The sequence below is a fragment of the Candidatus Spongiihabitans sp. genome (genome assembly GCF_965237845.1).
Classification (GTDB): domain Bacteria; phylum Pseudomonadota; class Gammaproteobacteria; order Arenicellales; family Poriferihabitantaceae; genus Spongiihabitans.
Genome location: NZ_OZ250154.1, coordinates 1,252,087 through 1,268,122 on the forward strand (window position 1 = coordinate 1,252,087; position 16,036 = coordinate 1,268,122).

The window sequence follows — 16,036 nt, forward strand, 5'->3', positions numbered from 1 at the left end:
TCCTGGGGGCGGTCTGAATTTGAATCAGTTACAATTCATGGCTCAATATCAGTCGGCTAAAGCGTAGCGGGTAATTTTATACTTTTAGTTCTCAAAGAAATTTAGTCGCGGAAATTTAATCGTGATTGTACATCCTAATTTTGATCCGGTAGCTCTGTCCATCGGCCCGCTATCCATTCATTGGTATGGTTTGATGTACCTGTGTGGTTTTGCAGCCGGCATGGTGCTGGGGCGATACAGAGCGCGGCGCAGTCGGGCGGGATGGCAGGAAGATGAAGTGGTTGACCTGGTTTTTTATATCGCCGTCGGCATCATAGCGGGTGGTCGATTGGGTTATGTACTGTTTTATAATTTGAGTTTTTATCTTTCAAGCCCCCTGGATATTATTGCCATTTGGGATGGGGGGATGTCATTTCATGGCGGGCTTATTGGTGTGATTGCCGCGCTCTGGTGTTATGCCCGAAAAACCAATCGGGGCATTTTGGCGGTTGCGGATTTTTTAGCGCCTTTGGTTGCGCCGGGATTATTTTTTGGTCGGATTGGAAATTTTGTTAACCAGGAGTTGTGGGGCCGGACCACGGATTTGCCTTGGGGGGTGTTGTTCTATACGGCTCCAGGATCGCCACGCCACCCGTCGCAGTTGTACGAAGCATTGCTTGAAGGGTTGATATTATTTATTATTGTTTGGTGGTATTCATCCAAAGAACGGCTGCCCGGCCGCGTTTGTGGATTGTTTCTCCTGGGGTATGGCGTATTTCGGTTTTTTGTCGAGTTTTACCGGCAACCGGATGGCCATATTGGGGCAGTGGCGTTAGACTGGATGACCATGGGGCAGGTATTGAGTATCCCCATGATATTATTAGGATTATTCTTGTTGGTTAGGAAAAGATCAATTTATAGCGGCACTGAATAGTTATTATTTCGACAAATGTTTTGAGGAACCACTCCCTGCGAAAAAGACAGGTGCATGATAGAACGCTGTTGGATTTGCATCTCCATCAACTACGTTTTGCCGCCTACCTGATAAATTGCCCCAAATCATTGTCTTTTAATTCATACTCATTTAAGACATGAATATTGTCATGCTTAATATGCAATTGCCCTTCGTTGCCACGATTACCACGATGTTGTCCTTTAGAAAATAATGGGTTATTTAGTACTTCATTAGAACTCATAACCCAGATGGCTATTTCATCTCGAAATACAGCAACCCAAATAAATACATCGCAACATTGTGGTTTTAACTGCTGGAAATTCATTAAAAATGGTCGATGCGTATTTCGAGCCAATGCTTTTATATACAGTGGTTCTGAGCTATCACTATCAACTGCCCTAGAAGCTTTTACTTCTATTTTTATCCCATCAAGCCACATGTCAGATTTTATTTTTTAATTCTGAAAGTTCCATTATGGTTTTCTTCTACACCTAAATAGTTAATGAATGACTCTTCGGTAAATTTTGGATGGTCGTCAAAATACTTGGTATGTATTGGGAGTGATTCAATGTCAGACCGAAGAACCTTGTGTGTTTCAAATATTGATTTAAATAACCAACTAAGCACTCTACTATTGAGTATTTTACTTAGTTGTTTTGCGTTGATTGGGAAATCATTTTCTAATACAAGCATATTAACACTATTCAAAAATATCCTTTGTTGGGTGTCATGATAAAATATCAATTCAGAAGAAATAAATCTGTAAATCAATTTTTCTTTCGCCATGAAAAGATCTTTGGGTGCTACCTGTTGGTACAGAGATAAATCATCAGGCACATAGTTTGATGGGTCATTAATCCCATCTTTATGGATATCTGCGCCCCTATAAACAGGAATATAACCCTCTCTTTTCTCTTTAATACAGAATTTTTTATTATTGCCAGTAACGATGCCAAGTCCATATTTGGCTTTGCCAGATAGTGTTAAATGCTGCCGTCTGTATAGATGCTCAATTACTTCTGACTCGTCTGATGAGCAAGAAAAGTTCAGTATGGATTTTGGGTTTTTATTAAAAGAATCCTGTAATCTAACCGTAGATTTTTGATGCACTAGGCATTGCACAAGCCCCCCATTAATGGCTTTCTGTTGTTGAGCGATAATGCCTTTTGCTTTTGTCAATAGCCCCTTGAAAGGTTTTCCGAAATCCAATAATGCTATGATATTCAGTGATAATGTTTGTTTTCGTGCACATTCAAAAGAAGCCACGTTAAAGAAGGCATCCTGCAACAAAAGACCTAAATATCCATTTTCCTTTAATCTGGATAAGCAACCAAAAAAGAATAATGAACTCGTGTCAGTACTGGTCCCCGCACGTAAAAGGCGAGCGTATTCTCTTTTCTGTCCATTGGTGATTTTTTTACCCCATGGAGGGTTAGTAACAATAATATCGAAACAGGTACGATTGCGATCGAGTATGGATTCTAAAAAATCCACACAAATTATCTTGTTTGTTTGGTAGCCAGTACGCTTAAATATTCTTCTTTTTGTAATCTCTACAGCTATGGGATCTATGTCATAGCCATAAATATTCTCTGGCCTAAACCCATTTTCTATGGCCGTTAGAATAAAATTTCCCGATCCACAACAAGGGTCGCAAAAAGACAAACGAGAGTTATTTTCAGGTAAATACTGAAAGAATCGCTCCGTAATATCTATTGGTGTATAATAGATTCCTTCTTTGTTTCTGTATGCATTAGACAAAGACTCTTCATATCGTAACCCTATATTATTCAGATCAGTTTTATCTTTTTTTAGTAGTTCATCAAATTGTCTCTGTAGTTCTTCATGGTCATGGGTGTCTTTTAATGACTTGTTAGCTCTGGCTGTTAGTTTTTCACATCCAGCCACAACGGTTTTGAAATTTTCAAACGACTCTCTCGAAATTACACCACGACCTGTTTGATCAAGATATCCGGTTTTAACCCAGTTTCTAACTGATGCAGTCGATACTTCAAGCTGGCTTGCCACGTCATCTATCGATAGATACGTTTCTTCAATATTCCTAAATAGTAATTGTTGATTCATTCTTAATCCCTTGCACTCAAGTCTGCTTTTCTTCATCAAAATAGTATCATGGATGGTATTGCTCCGTTGTTATGTATACAGCTAATAATCAAACTCACCGGATGCTTTAGAGCGTGGACAGGAATTAAAGGGGCACAATACTCAATTATAAGAATAATCTATCACTGCTTATCAATTAAATTTATGGGTCGGTTGACAATACTAATTAGATTTCTCGGCTAAAAACCAGTATATTATCAGATTAGAAATTCCCGCAATTGATACTGGGAATTGAGAAAACGATAGTTTCAACACATATACAGAACAACCGTGGCACAGAACGCCATGGCCTGTGTGAATTTAATGCTTAATCCGAATAGGAGACCAACAATGCCGACTTATGTTCGCACCGATAAATGTGACGGTTGCAAAGGCCAGGACAAAACCGCCTGCATGTATATTTGCCCACACGACTTGATGATGCTTGACAAGGATGGCTCCGTTACCGGGCACGCTATGAAAGCCTATAACCAGGAACCGGAACAATGCTGGGAATGTTATTCCTGCGTGAAAATTTGCCCACAGCAAGCGATTGAATGCCGACACTACGCCGATGTCGTGCCGTTGGGCGCCCAGGTTCAACCCTTGAGGGGCACTGACTCCATAATGTGGACCATTAAATTCCGAAATGGGATCGTGAAACGGTTTAAATTCCCCATTAGAACGACCCCCGAAGGTTCCGCGGACCCTTTTGGAGGAAAGCCGGATGCGGATATGAGCGATTTGGGCAACCCTGCAAAGTTGTTTACCGACGCCATGCATGGTTGCGACATGACGCAGTTCGTGACGGGTTAAACTTTGACATAATTCCCATCCATTTCCACGTCGCGCTCTTTCTTTGTTGCTCAACCAACAGGCCATTTATTTATGAATGAAAACCATCAACCACAATCGGCGACGGTTGTGGCGCGTCCGAAAAAAAGCATGGGCATTGCATTGGCTCTGACGATTTTGTTCGGACCACTTGGGTTGCTGTACGCCAGCGTGTCCATTGGTTTGATTATGCTACCTGGAATATCCATAACCGCAGCTACCTTGGGTGACCTGGAGATCGTCGGGATATTTGGCTCGCTAATCAGTATTGGTTTGTGCGTGTTGGCGATCAAAAACCACAACAGCATCCTTGAATAACCATCCGAGTATTAGCGAAGGAAAAAATCATGTCTGAAGATGTATTAGCAAGTCCCGAAGTAGTCGAAGAAGAACTCGATATTTTGATTATTGGCGGCGGCATGGGTGCCTGCGGTACCGCATTCGAAATTCCAAAATGGGCTGAAGGGACTGGCTTGAAAATCAAGCTGGTGGATAAAGCCGCGATGGATCGTTCCGGTGCGGTGGCACAGGGATTGTCTGCGATCAATACCTATATGGGCGACAATGATCCGGCCGACTATGTGCGTTATGTGCGCGGTGATCTAATGGGCATAACCCGGGAAGATCTGGTTTACGACACCGGGCGGCACGTCGATGATTCGGTTCACAATTTTGAGGATTGGGGCTTGCCGGTTTGGAAACAAAAAGGCGATGAAGGGAAGAAATTACGCGATGGCGGCAAGCCGGTGCGCTCGGGTCGCTGGCAAATCATGATAAATGGCGAGTCTTATAAATGGATCGTTGCCGAGGCCGCTAAAAAGGCGTTGGGCATCGAAAACATTCAAGAGCGTATATTTATCGTCCGTTTAATGACGGATAAAAACGATCCTGGCAGAATCGCTGGCGCAGCCGGATTTTCGGTGAGGGAAAACAAGATTTATATTTACAAGTTCAAAACTTGCTTGCTCGCGGCCGGCGGAGCGGTAAATATTTTTCGTCCACGCTCGATTGGGGAAGGCACCGGCCGTGCGTGGTATCCAGTCTGGAATGCCGGTTCGACTTATGCGATGGCGGCGGAATGTGGTGCTGAAATGACCCTTATGGAAAATCGGTTCGTTCCCGCCCGATTCAAAGATGGCTATGGTCCGGTAGGTGCGTGGTTCCTATTGTTCAAAGCAAAAGCAATGAACGCTTTTGGTGAGGACTACCAAGAGAAAAACTACGACTTATTGAAAGACCACGGCTATGACAAATACGCGGTGGGATTCGCTATGGGAACCTGCCTGAGAAATCACTTGATGATGATTGAAATGAAAGAAGGCCGAGGTCCCATTTTGATGGACACGCCCAGTGCTATGGCAAAACTGGCGGAATCCATGACCCCCAAGGAAATCAAGCATCTTGAAGCGGAAGCGTGGGAAGATTTTTTGGATATGACCATAAGCCAATGTGGTGTTTGGGCCGGAGAGAACATTGAGCCGGATAAGGAAATGTCTGAGCTGATGCCTACCGAACCGTATTTACTGGGCTCGCATGCAGGTTGTGCGGGACTATGGTGTTCAGGCCCGGATGATCTGCCCGGCACCCCCGACCATTATCACTGGGGCTATAACAGAATGACCACGGTAAACGGATTATTTACGGCCGGTGATGGTGTTGGGGCATCGGGTCACAAGTTTTCTTCGGGGTCGTTTACTGAAGGACGAATGGTGGCAAAGAGCATGGTGCAATATTGCCTTGATAATCCTGACCTCAAGCCTGAATTATCGCGCACGACGGAACAACTTGTGGATGAAATATATCGACCGGTGCATACGTTTCTCGAGCATAAGGATTACACCACCGCCATCGATATAAATCCACATTACATTACCCCGAAGATGCTGCAGTTCCGATTGCAGAAGATCATGGACGAATATGTCGCTGGTGTGTCCACCTGGTATCAAACCAACGAGCAAATGCTGGTGATGGCCGAGCGCAAGATGAAAATGCTGAAAGAAGATTCGTTGAAGATGCGCGCCAAGGATTTGCATGAGTTGCTGCGCGCCTGGGAAAACTACCATCGAATCATTACTGCGGAAGCCCACATGCAGCACATCAAGTTTCGACAAGAGACTCGTTATCCAGGGTACTACTATCGAGCGGACTATCAGGCAATAAATGATGACGAGTGGAAGTGTTTTGTAAATTCCACCTACGACCGCGACACTGGCGAATGGAAATTAAAGAAAGTAAAATGGCAGCCATTGATTTCGGTTGGAGAAAACGAACCGGAAGCCATGCGTCACCTGGGACCTGAACTGTCATAATTTCAGCTCCAAAGTAACCTGAAATGCCAGGTTTGTCCCGGTAAATAACTGCTCCTCGACAGTTGATTTGCACTGCAAAAATAATTGTCACTTTCCTTAGCCAGTTTTAATCCGGGATAGTATAATCGGCCTTCCGTGAACATCAAAATGTTTGCTTAAATTTTAATAAGTTAGTTTAACGAGTGTCGATAACTCTTTGTTTAAAAATAAGTTAATAATAAATTGAATGCGGCTTAAGAAGTTACAGGTTTCTGGCTTCAAATCATTCGTTGATTCAACAGATATCCGCTTTCCGGCTCACCTTGTTGGCGTAGTTGGACCGAATGGATGCGGGAAATCCAATGTCATCGATGCGGTGCGTTGGGTGATGGGAGAATCTTCCGCGAAAATGCTTCGTGGCGACAACATGGCGGATGTTATTTTCAATGGCTCATCGGCACGAAAACCCGTGGGCAAGGCCGCTGTTGAGCTGATTTTCGATAATAGCGATGGTCGTGCACCCGGCAACTACGGGCAATTCGCTGAGATTTCGGTTAAACGAACCCTGACCCGGGATGGGCATTCCATCTATTCCATTAACAACGTGAAAACCAGGCGTCGGGATGTTTTAGATCTGTTTCGGGGTACTGGCCTGGGACCCAGATCCTATTCGATAATTGAACAAGGCATGGTGAGTCGAATTGTTGAAGCCAGACCTGAAGATTTACGTGCATTTGTAGAAGAAGCGGCCGGCACTTTAAAGTACAAGGACCGACGGCACGAAACTGAAACCAGAATTGCGCACACCCGGGAAAACCTGGACCGGGTTTCAGATATTCGCGACCAACTTGCAAAACAACTACGCAGGTTAAAAAGGCAGGCGGCATCTGCAAACCGATACAAGGATTTAAAGGAACAAGAGCGACAAATAAACGGTCAGCTCCAAGTGTTGCGACTGCATGCTCTGGATACGCAATTAGTCGAGCAAGACCGGATAACCGCGAAACTTGAAAACACTTTGCAATCTGCCATGGCATCCCAACGGCAAACCGAAGCTGAGCTGGAAACTTTGCGTGAACAGCAAGCAGAATCCCACGAAGAAAACAATCAGATACAGCAAGCGTTTTATCGAGTGGGCGCCGATATTTCCAATCTCGAACAACGCATTGAACACCAGAACGAAACGCAAACATCACAAACAGAAGAATTGGGTCGACTCAAAGCGAGTCAGGTTGAGCGGCAGCAGCAAACTGAATCGGATATGCAAAAAGAAATTCTTTTGTGCGAACAGCTTGAGAAAAATTTACCGGAACTGGAAGCCCTACAGTCGATAAGCAATGAGGCTGAAGCCAGGTTAGTTGAGGCCGAAAAGGTATTGCAGGATTGGTTGACCGAAATGGAGGCGTTTAGTGAGCAATCTCGCGCACCTGCTCAACAGATGGAAATCCAAAAATCTCGAATCGAGTATCTCTCGCAACACTTGAAACGTGGGTCGCAGAATAAGGAAAAACTCGAACAGCAAATAACGGCTTCAACACAACAGTTTTCAGTAATAGATATTGAAGCATTGCGGCTCGAAGTGGCAAACCACGACAATCAATATACAGATGCCGAAAAACAGTTCCATGAGTCCGAAACGGCGATAAAACATCTCTCAGCGGAACTGGAAGATAAGCGCGACTATGCCGCCAACGCCAGAACTCAATTACAAGAAGTTGTCTCTCGACTGGAATCGCTACAGGAAATTCAAAATGCCGCACTGGGCGTTGATAATGATGTGCTGAAATCCTGGCTCGGTGACAGTGGTTTGGGAAATGCGCCGAAATTAGCTGGAAATATCAAAGTATCGGAAGGTTGGGAGCGCGCCGTGGATCGAGTTTTGAACGGTTTTCTCGGAGCCATTTGTACCGAGGAGATTACTATCGACATATTGAGTCGCCCGCCAAATTTCGGGTTGTCATTGATTGCCAGCGCTTCGGTTGAGGTGCCGCAGGACCGAACAGAATTGCCCAAGACAAAATTATCCAGACTAATCGATAAGATTGAGGTCGAAAACGTGAACTTGTCTCCGTTGCTTTCGGGAATTTATGTTGCGGATTCCCTGGAGCACGCCATTGGACATCAAGCCGCACTTATTGGCCGAGAGTGTGTTGTGACGCGAGAGGGTGTGCTGGTCGGTGCAAACTGGGTCGATTTTGCCAGCCAGGGCCAGTTGGAAACCGGCGTTTTGGTTAGGGAAGAGGAAATCAGCCAATTACAACAACGCCGGCTGGAAATCATTCAGTTGGTGGCGCGCGCCGATCAGGAAATCGAGGATTTGGATAATCAGCGCACTGATCTCGAGTTCAAATTGCAGGCGCAACGCGTCGAATTGAATGCATTGCGCTCGGATATGTCAGCATTACATAATCGGTTTGGTCGTGAGGAGGCGCAGTATTTGGAAGCTCATGCAAAAATAAACAAACAAACCGTCGAGCTCGAAGATTTGGTTGTACAAATGAAGGACGACCGCAATGAAATTGAAAATGCCAAAGCATTGCTGGAAACCGCGGCGCAGCAAACCGGCGGCCTTGATCAACAACGCGAAAAGCTGAGCCAGCGGCGCGATCATTTAAATGCACAGGTTGTGGGAAATCGTAACGCGGTTAGCCAGGAGCGGGAAAATCTGCACGAAAAAGAGCTGCAAAAGCTGCGGTTGGAAGCCAGCATTGAATCTATCCGGGAAAATATTAAACGCCTTCGGCAGGAATTCGAACAGTCCGATTTACGTTTATTGGCGTTGACTGAAAAGGGTAATAAGCCCAGCGAATCGGTTACCGAATTGGAGGCGGAACTGGGCCAGTTACTCGAACAGAAACTGGAAATAGATTCGCGGTTTTCATCCTCTAAAGATAAGGCAGCCAGTTTTGACAACAAAATTATCCAGATAAACGCGAATCGTTCAGGCCAGGTGGAGCAGGTTAACGATGCCCGTGAAATTTTGGATCAACACAAACTTTCCAAGCAAGAAATCAGGGTGCGCCGGGACACCCAATTTGAATCCATTGAGGAGCAGGGCTATAACATTGAAGAATGTGGAGTCGAGATTCCGGATAATGCAACTGTTGAGTTGTGGCAAGAGACACGCTCCGCAATCGAATTGAAAATCGCGCGTATTGGGCCGGTCAATCTGGTTGCGATAGAAGAATTTGACGAGGAGAGCGAGCGCATGAAATATCTGGATACTCAACATGCCGACCTGACTGAAGCCCTGGACACGCTCGAAAGTGTCATTCGCAAGATCGATCGGGAATCTCGTTCTCGATTCAGGCAGACATTCGACAAAATTAATGTGGGGTTTAATGTGTTTTTCCCAAAACTATTTGGAGGAGGCAAGGCAGAACTTTACTTAACAAGCAACGATTTACTGACCGCGGGTATTGGTGTCATGGCGCGACCCCCGGGAAAGCGAAACAGCCATATTCACCTGCTGTCAGGTGGAGAAAAGGCGTTAACGGCGGTGGCGTTGTTGTTTGCGCTGTTCAAACTCAATCCAGCGCCATTTTGCATGCTTGATGAGGTTGATGCGCCATTGGATGATGCCAATGTTGATCGATACTGCCAGACTCTGCAAACACTCGCCGAAGTCAGTCAAATGATTGTTATAACGCACAATAAAATTACCATGGAAGCCATGGATTTGTTGGTGGGTGTTACAATGGCGGAAGCCGGTGTGTCGAGATTGGTTTCAGTTGATATCGACCAGGCGATTGAGATGGCAGTTCAATAGCGGTTACTGCAATAAAAAAGCCAGTGTGCGATTATGCGATGCCTACCGCACCCCGCGTTAGATGAATATGCCGAATTGTGCAACATGAATAAATCAGATTGAGTTTGAGGAGCTAATGTGAGTCTGCAGATTGTGTTAATCACCATTGGTGTCATTCTCATCATTGCTGTTTATGTTATTTCGATATGGCTGGAACGGGGAAAATCGAAATCCGCGAAACCCGCGAAACCCGAATCAAACCGACACAATATTGATGACAACAGCGATCCGAACAATCTCGATGTGGATGGGCCGGATCAGCAGGCGGATGATATTCCGGTACTCGATTATCAAGTGAACGATGGTTCACTGTTCTCTGATGAACTCGAAGTTCCAACTAACGCGCGCCAGAGCGATGAATTCCAGCAGAGTAAGTCTGAGCACGACACGCATCAACAAGACACGGATGAACAGAATCCGGTCAGCGATACCGTGGACGACATTGATTCGCCCGAAAAAATCGAGGATGCCGATGAAATTCCGGATGAGCGTGTTGACCTCAAAAATGAACCACAACTCACTCAGGGCGGCCAACCGGAAACAGAACAAGCCTTCCCGGACGTGGTTAAATCGGCTGCTGCAAGCAACTATATCTATCCAAATATTGACGGGTTTGAAAGGGTCAGCCAGATAGATTATTGGGTAAAACTACAGGGTGCGCGTGATGTGGGTCGTGAGTCGGTATTGGCGCAATACCGAGAGGCCAAGTCTGCGCTTACCAAGCATAGCCGGATACTCGGCCTTAAAATACCTAAAAAGAACTGGTGTGATTTGGAAAAGGAGTCTGAAGACGCTCGTTTTGGCGACATAATCGTAACCATTCAATTAGCCGATCAAAAAGGCCCGGTTAGCGAAACTGAACTCGCTAAATTTTTAAAATTGGTTGCGAATTTGTCTGAAGGCACGGGCCGGAGTTTTGCATTTATGGCTTCCCTTGAAAGTGCATTGCAACAAGCAAATGCTATCTCGGACTTTGTACGTTATTATGAGTCTGTATTTATGGTCAATGTAAAGCCGCAACATACAGACTATTTAGACGGTGGCGCTATAAATCGGTGTGCGACACAACTCGGCTTGGAGCGCAGCGAAAATAATTACTTCGTTCGTAATAAAACAATCGGCAAGACGAATGTGTGCTTATACAGCTTGGCGAATATGAGCGATTCCGGGGAATTCGACTTTGATAATTTAAGAGATTTTGCTACTCGCGAGGTCATATTTTTTACCAAACCTGCCGTGAATCGATCTCCGGGTGCGGTATTTTCCGAAATGGTTGATACTGCAAAGGCGTTTGCCGGGCGGATAAAAGGACATGCCGTTGCCCCAAATTGTGCAGATTTATCCCTGCAAGACATTGAACAAATTCGGCTGTCCATTGAAAATGTAGCCCGGGATATGGAAGAGCAGGGTATGGTGCCGGGAAGTGATGAGGCAATCAGAATTTTTTGACGCAAGTTCTAAATAACATTTTTTTAATCGCCGCTCCTGCGCTTTCGGCATACATTACATCCATGTAAATAAAATGATGTCAAAAAATTTGCGAAAACAAATTATCGCGTTGCGGGAACAACTCGAATACCACAACTACCGTTATTATGTGCTGGACGCCCCGGAAATTCCTGATAGCGCTTATGATCGGATCATCAAAACCTTAACGGCTCTGGAAGATAAATATCCTGAATGGCAATCCGATGATTCTCCGACTCAAAAGGTAGGTGGAGCGGGCTCAAAAACATTCTCTGAAGTTGTTCACTCAATCCCAATGCGCTCTTTAAGTAATGCTTTTGAGGAAGTGGAAATAATAAATTTTGATCGAAGAGTGCAAGAAATGATGGAATTGGATAAGGGAGAAGTGGACTATGTTGCAGAGCCAAAGCTGGATGGTTTAGCCGTTAGCATGAGATTTGAACAGGGGTGGTTGGTGCAGGCCGCGACCCGTGGAGACGGCAGGCAAGGGGAAAATATTACCCATAACATGCGCATGGTGTTGCGTGGAAAAACACAACTAAAGACGAGCCGATTGTCGGCGCCGATGCCAGAAGTGCTGGAGGTGCGCGGCGAGGTTTTTATGCGTAGGGACGATTTCGCCGCTTTGAATCAATCACAAAAAAAGGCCGGCCTGAAAACTTTTGTAAATCCTAGAAATGCGGCGGCGGGCGGCCTGCGGCAGCTGGACCCGGCAGTAACCGCATCTCGACCATTGAGTGTTTATTGCTATGCGCTGGGTGAGGTTGTCGGGGCGAAACCGCCCAATACGCATTTAGAGTCCTTGAAATGGATAAAAAGTTTGGGTTTGCCGGTTACCGATCTGATGAAGCCAGTCAAGGGCATAGCAGGGTGTCTGGCCTATTATCAACAAATGTTGAATCAACGTGATGCCCTGCCATTTGATATTGATGGCGTGGTCTATAAGGTTTCCAGAATTGACTGGCAAAATAGTTTAGGGTTCACCGCCAAAGCGCCACGCTGGGCAATGGCGCACAAATTTCCAGCGCAGGAAGAAGTGACGCGGATTGATAACATCGAAATTCAGGTCGGCCGAACCGGCGCAATTACACCAGTCGCGCGGCTTAAACCGGTATTTGTCGGCGGTGTTACCGTCTCCAATGCGACCTTGCATAATAGCGAAGAAATCCAACGTCTGGATGTGCGCGTCGGCGACAGCGTAATTGTCAGGCGAGCCGGGGATGTTATTCCCGAAGTAGTCTCGGTAATGCTTCGGAAACGACCAAAAAATACTAAAGCATTTAAGTTCCCGAAAAAATGCCCGGTATGCAAATCCCCGATTGTCTACGAAGGGGAAGGGGTTATTGCGCGTTGTAGCGGCGGCTTGTTTTGCGATGCGCAGAAAAAGCAGAGCATCAAACATTTTGCCAGTCGCAAGGCGATGGATATTGAAGGGTTGGGCGATCAGCGCGTTAATCAACTGGTTGACGATAAAATGATTGGCGATGTCGCGGATTTATATACGTTGACTGTAGAACAGATTGCCAGTTTGGAGAGAATGGCGGAAAAATCGGCCACCAATCTGTTTGAAGCCGTCAAAAAAAGTAAAAATACCACATTGGCGAGATTTCTGTATGCGCTGGGGATTCCGTTGGTTGGCGAAACTACAGCGGAAACGTTGTCTGATAGCTTGTTGACTCTGGAAGGCGTCACAAACAATAGCGAACAACAGCTTCAGAATATTCCTGATATAGGGCCAATGGTAGCGAGGAGTATCAATACATTTTTTAAGCAGCCCGATAACCAGGAAGTAATCGACAAATTATTGTCGGCGGGCGTGAATTGGCCGAAGCCTGAAAAAACTAAAACTGCCATGCACAGTATTTTTTCGGGAAAGACGGTGGTGCTTACCGGAACCTTAAGCATGTCCCGCTCCGAGGCAAAAAAGTTATTGCAATCTCGGGGCGCCAAAGTCACAAGCAGCGTTTCAAGGAACACAGATTACGTCATTGTCGGCCAGGATGCGGGCTCCAAGGCTGACAAGGCTGAGCAACTTGGCGTGGAAATTTTGGATGAAAATCAATTTCTGGCACAGGTTAATACTGCGTGACGTTAATCAGACGTGATTTCAAGTTTGAATTCAACTGGCAAGCGCGAATTTTACATTAGCCGTGTCGCGGCATCGAATCAATGGGGCAATCGCGATTGAATACTGTGGAGATCATTTTTTATACTCGGCAAGATTGCCGCTTGTGCGACGATATGGAGTCAAAACTGAATGCGTTCATTGCAAATCTTGGCGGGCAAATAGCCGTTGATGTGCTTATGCGAGATATTGATGATCATTCACAATGGTACAAGCGTTACAGGGAATATGTTCCAGTGCTGGTGGTTAATGATGAAGAAGTGTGTCATTATTTTTTCGACCGCGATGAACTTATGGACGCGATTAAAGGCGCAGGCAGGTGTCTTGACGACTTGCCGATGAGTGAATATGAAAACCAGGCAGGAAATTAAAATGACCAGTTCAATGACCAGTCCAATGACCAGTCCACAAAATAACAATCCCCAGAAGCAATTTAACTATGCCCCGGCTCTGGAGGAATTAGCCCAGTTGTTCGGCAGTCGGTTGAAGACCGAGCATGCAGTATGTGAACAATATGGAAAAGATGAGTCTTTTCATCCTTCGGTGCCGCCGCATGCGGTCATTCAACCGGAAAACGCAACGGAAGTTCAGTCGATTGTGAAGATATGCAATCGCAATAAAACACCCATTATTCCGCATGGCGCCGGCACCTCGCTTGAAGGTAATATTGCAGCGCTGAGCGGCGGAATTTGTATAGACAGTGCGATGATGAATGCCATAATTTCGGTTAATCACGGTGACTTTGACGCGCTAGTACAGCCCGGAGTGACTCGAAGGCAATTAAATCAACACTTGAAAAACAGCGGGTTGTTCTTTCCTATCGACCCTGGCGCAGATGCAACTTTAGGCGGCATGGCCGCCACCCGCGCGTCTGGGACCAATGCGGTCCGTTACGGCTCGATGCGCGAAAATGTTGTCAATATCGAAGCGGTGATGGCAGATGGTTCTATCATTCAAACCGCAAAACGATCGCGTAAATCGGCCGCCGGCTACGACCTGACCCGTCTAATGGTGGGCTCCGAGGGAACGCTTGGATTTTTCACGGCGCTCACGGTAAAGTTGTATCCGTTGCCCGAAGCAATATCGGCAGCGGTGTGCACATTCGAAAACATGGGAGGTGCGGTCAACACAGTTATCGAAATGATCCAGTATGGAATACCGGTTGCCCGAGTAGAGTTGCTGGATGGATTGACGCTTAAAGCAATTAATAGGTATTCCAGTACCGAATATACCGAAGCGCCGACGTTATTCTTTGAGTTTCATGGTAGTCAACAGGGCGTGCAAGAACAGGCCCGGCTAACTCAGGAAATTGCCGACCAAAACCAGGGCAGTCAATTCAAATGGACCAGTAATACTGAGCAACGGAATAAAATGTGGCGCGCACGGCATGATGTCGCTTGGGCCTGTAAACTGCTTCGTCCAGATGGCCAAATTTGGTCAACCGATGTTTGTGTTCCAATTTCCCGCCTGGCCGAGTGTATAGATCAAACTCGTAAAGATATTGAGGAGGCGAAAATTCTTGCGCCCATTGCAGGCCACGTTGGCGACGGTAATTTTCATTTATTGCTGTTGGTTGATCATGAAGATAAAGATGAAATTGCAGCAGCCGAAACATTGCATCACAAAATGGTAATGCGCGCATTGGAAATGGATGGCACCTGCACCGGCGAACATGGTATTGGATACGGCAAAATCGAATTCCTGAAACTAGAGCATGGCGAAGCGGTTCAGCCTATGCGGTTGATCAAGCAAGCGTTAGACCCCAATAATATTTTTAACCCGGGAAAAATATTTGAGTGGCACAGGCAATTTTGATGCGGGTGATTTTGACCTCGGTAATTTCTCCCAGGCAATTTCTGTTGTGCCAAACCAATGTGTATTGGTTAATAATTTCATCCATGATTTTATTGGGGATTTTATCGGGCAAGCTAAAAGCGACGACCTCTTTGACGGCATTTATAAAAACGCAAAGTGGTATCAGCAATCCATAAAAATTTTTGGTAAATCAGTCACTTCGCCGAGGTTGTGTGCCTGGTATGGTGACAAGAAAGCGCTCTATCGTTACTCTGGAACAACAAATATACCGCTGCCGTGGATTGATGAATTGATGGAAATTCGCGGCTTTATAGAAGCCTATACCCGGCAATCTTTCAACAGCGTGTTACTCAATCTTTATCGTGACGGCAATGACAGTATGGGCCGCCACAGCGATGATGAGCCTGAGTTGGGCATTACGCCGACCATTGCTTCGGTAAGTTTAGGCGCAACACGCCGATTCATTCTCCATCCCAATTCCGGCAACAAGCAACCTAGTATCAAGGTAAATCTAAATCATGGATCGTTGTTAGTGATGTACGGGATGTCTCAGCGGAATTGGAAACATTCGCTGCCCAAAACCAGGCGAGTGACAGGGCCGCGAATAAACTTAACCTATCGATGGGTGCATCCGCCTTAAGGAACCGCTGATTCAAGACGGT

Annotated in this window: 12 protein-coding genes; 10 read left to right on the forward strand and 2 right to left on the reverse strand. The window is 45.8% G+C overall.

Annotated elements, in window-relative coordinates; translation table 11 throughout:
• Positions 1 to 121 precede the first annotated feature (121 nt).
• On the forward strand, positions 122 to 913 hold the full coding sequence (gene lgt / locus ACPXXB_RS05995) for a prolipoprotein diacylglyceryl transferase (protein ID WP_423910556.1): 792 nt from the start codon (positions 122 to 124) through the stop codon (positions 911 to 913).
• A 103-nt stretch (positions 914 to 1,016) separates the two neighbouring features.
• Here lgt and ACPXXB_RS06000 read toward each other — a convergent pair whose 3' ends face one another.
• Entirely contained in the window at positions 1,017 to 1,373 is a 357-nt protein-coding gene (locus ACPXXB_RS06000; protein WP_423910558.1) for a hypothetical protein, read from the reverse strand.
• A gap of 8 nt (positions 1,374 to 1,381) precedes the next feature.
• Positions 1,382 to 3,019 carry a TaqI-like C-terminal specificity domain-containing protein gene (locus ACPXXB_RS06005; RefSeq protein WP_423910561.1) on the reverse strand — a complete coding sequence of 546 codons (1,638 nt, stop codon included), beginning with the start codon at positions 3,017 to 3,019 and terminating at the stop codon, positions 1,382 to 1,384.
• A 369-nt stretch (positions 3,020 to 3,388) separates the two neighbouring features.
• Between ACPXXB_RS06005 and aprB the strand changes: the two genes are divergently transcribed.
• The 9 genes from aprB (at position 3,389) to ACPXXB_RS06050 (ending at position 16,014) form a co-directional block, all read left to right on the forward strand.
• The gene (aprB, locus tag ACPXXB_RS06010) at positions 3,389 to 3,853 is read left to right on the forward strand and encodes an adenylyl-sulfate reductase subunit beta (protein WP_423910564.1); all 465 of its coding nucleotides are present in this window, start codon (positions 3,389 to 3,391) and stop codon (positions 3,851 to 3,853) included.
• Positions 3,854 to 3,925: 72 nt separating this feature from the next.
• Positions 3,926 to 4,189, forward strand: a complete 264-nt coding sequence (locus ACPXXB_RS06015; RefSeq protein WP_423910567.1) for a hypothetical protein — start codon at positions 3,926 to 3,928, stop codon at positions 4,187 to 4,189.
• Positions 4,190 to 4,218: 29 nt separating this feature from the next.
• The gene (gene aprA / locus ACPXXB_RS06020) at positions 4,219 to 6,180 is read left to right on the forward strand and encodes an adenylyl-sulfate reductase subunit alpha (RefSeq protein ID WP_423910570.1); all 1,962 of its coding nucleotides are present in this window, start codon (positions 4,219 to 4,221) and stop codon (positions 6,178 to 6,180) included.
• A gap of 226 nt (positions 6,181 to 6,406) precedes the next feature.
• Positions 6,407 to 9,928, forward strand: coding sequence for a chromosome segregation protein SMC (gene smc, locus ACPXXB_RS06025; RefSeq protein ID WP_423910572.1), 3,522 nt, complete (start codon positions 6,407 to 6,409; stop codon positions 9,926 to 9,928).
• A 117-nt stretch (positions 9,929 to 10,045) separates the two neighbouring features.
• Positions 10,046 to 11,416, forward strand: coding sequence for a cell division protein ZipA C-terminal FtsZ-binding domain-containing protein (locus ACPXXB_RS06030; RefSeq protein ID WP_423910575.1), 1,371 nt, complete (start codon positions 10,046 to 10,048; stop codon positions 11,414 to 11,416).
• Between the two features lie 73 nt (positions 11,417 to 11,489).
• Positions 11,490 to 13,523 (forward strand): NAD-dependent DNA ligase LigA, encoded by a 2,034-nt coding sequence (gene ligA, locus ACPXXB_RS06035; RefSeq protein ID WP_423910577.1) that lies wholly within the window; start codon positions 11,490 to 11,492, stop codon positions 13,521 to 13,523.
• Between the two features lie 80 nt (positions 13,524 to 13,603).
• A complete protein-coding gene (locus tag ACPXXB_RS06040; RefSeq protein WP_423910580.1) occupies positions 13,604 to 13,930 on the forward strand; it encodes a glutaredoxin family protein in 327 nt (108 codons plus the stop codon).
• A gap of 25 nt (positions 13,931 to 13,955) precedes the next feature.
• Positions 13,956 to 15,374, forward strand: a complete 1,419-nt coding sequence (locus ACPXXB_RS06045; protein WP_423911004.1) for an FAD-binding oxidoreductase — start codon at positions 13,956 to 13,958, stop codon at positions 15,372 to 15,374.
• Positions 15,352 to 16,014: an alpha-ketoglutarate-dependent dioxygenase AlkB family protein gene (locus ACPXXB_RS06050; protein ID WP_423910583.1), complete on the forward strand. Its 663-nt coding sequence runs from the start codon at positions 15,352 to 15,354 to the stop codon at positions 16,012 to 16,014. Before ACPXXB_RS06045 ends, ACPXXB_RS06050 begins: the two co-directional genes overlap by 23 nt.
• The last annotated feature ends 22 nt before the right edge of the window (positions 16,015 to 16,036 follow it).

Coding starts and splice junctions, on each gene's coding strand:
- ACPXXB_RS06000 (WP_423910558.1), bottom strand. CDS start 1,373: ATGTGGCTTGATGGGATAAAAATAGAAGTAAAAGCTTCTAGGGCAGTT.
- ACPXXB_RS06005 (WP_423910561.1), bottom strand. CDS start 3,019: ATGAATCAACAATTACTATTTAGGAATATTGAAGAAACGTATCTATCG.
- aprB (WP_423910564.1), top strand. CDS start 3,389: ATGCCGACTTATGTTCGCACCGATAAATGTGACGGTTGCAAAGGCCAG.
- ACPXXB_RS06015 (WP_423910567.1), top strand. CDS start 3,926: ATGAATGAAAACCATCAACCACAATCGGCGACGGTTGTGGCGCGTCCG.
- aprA (WP_423910570.1), top strand. CDS start 4,219: ATGTCTGAAGATGTATTAGCAAGTCCCGAAGTAGTCGAAGAAGAACTC.
- smc (WP_423910572.1), top strand. CDS start 6,407: ATGCGGCTTAAGAAGTTACAGGTTTCTGGCTTCAAATCATTCGTTGAT.
- ligA (WP_423910577.1), top strand. CDS start 11,490: ATGATGTCAAAAAATTTGCGAAAACAAATTATCGCGTTGCGGGAACAA.
- ACPXXB_RS06040 (WP_423910580.1), top strand. CDS start 13,604: ATGGGGCAATCGCGATTGAATACTGTGGAGATCATTTTTTATACTCGG.
- ACPXXB_RS06045 (WP_423911004.1), top strand. CDS start 13,956: ATGACCAGTCCACAAAATAACAATCCCCAGAAGCAATTTAACTATGCC.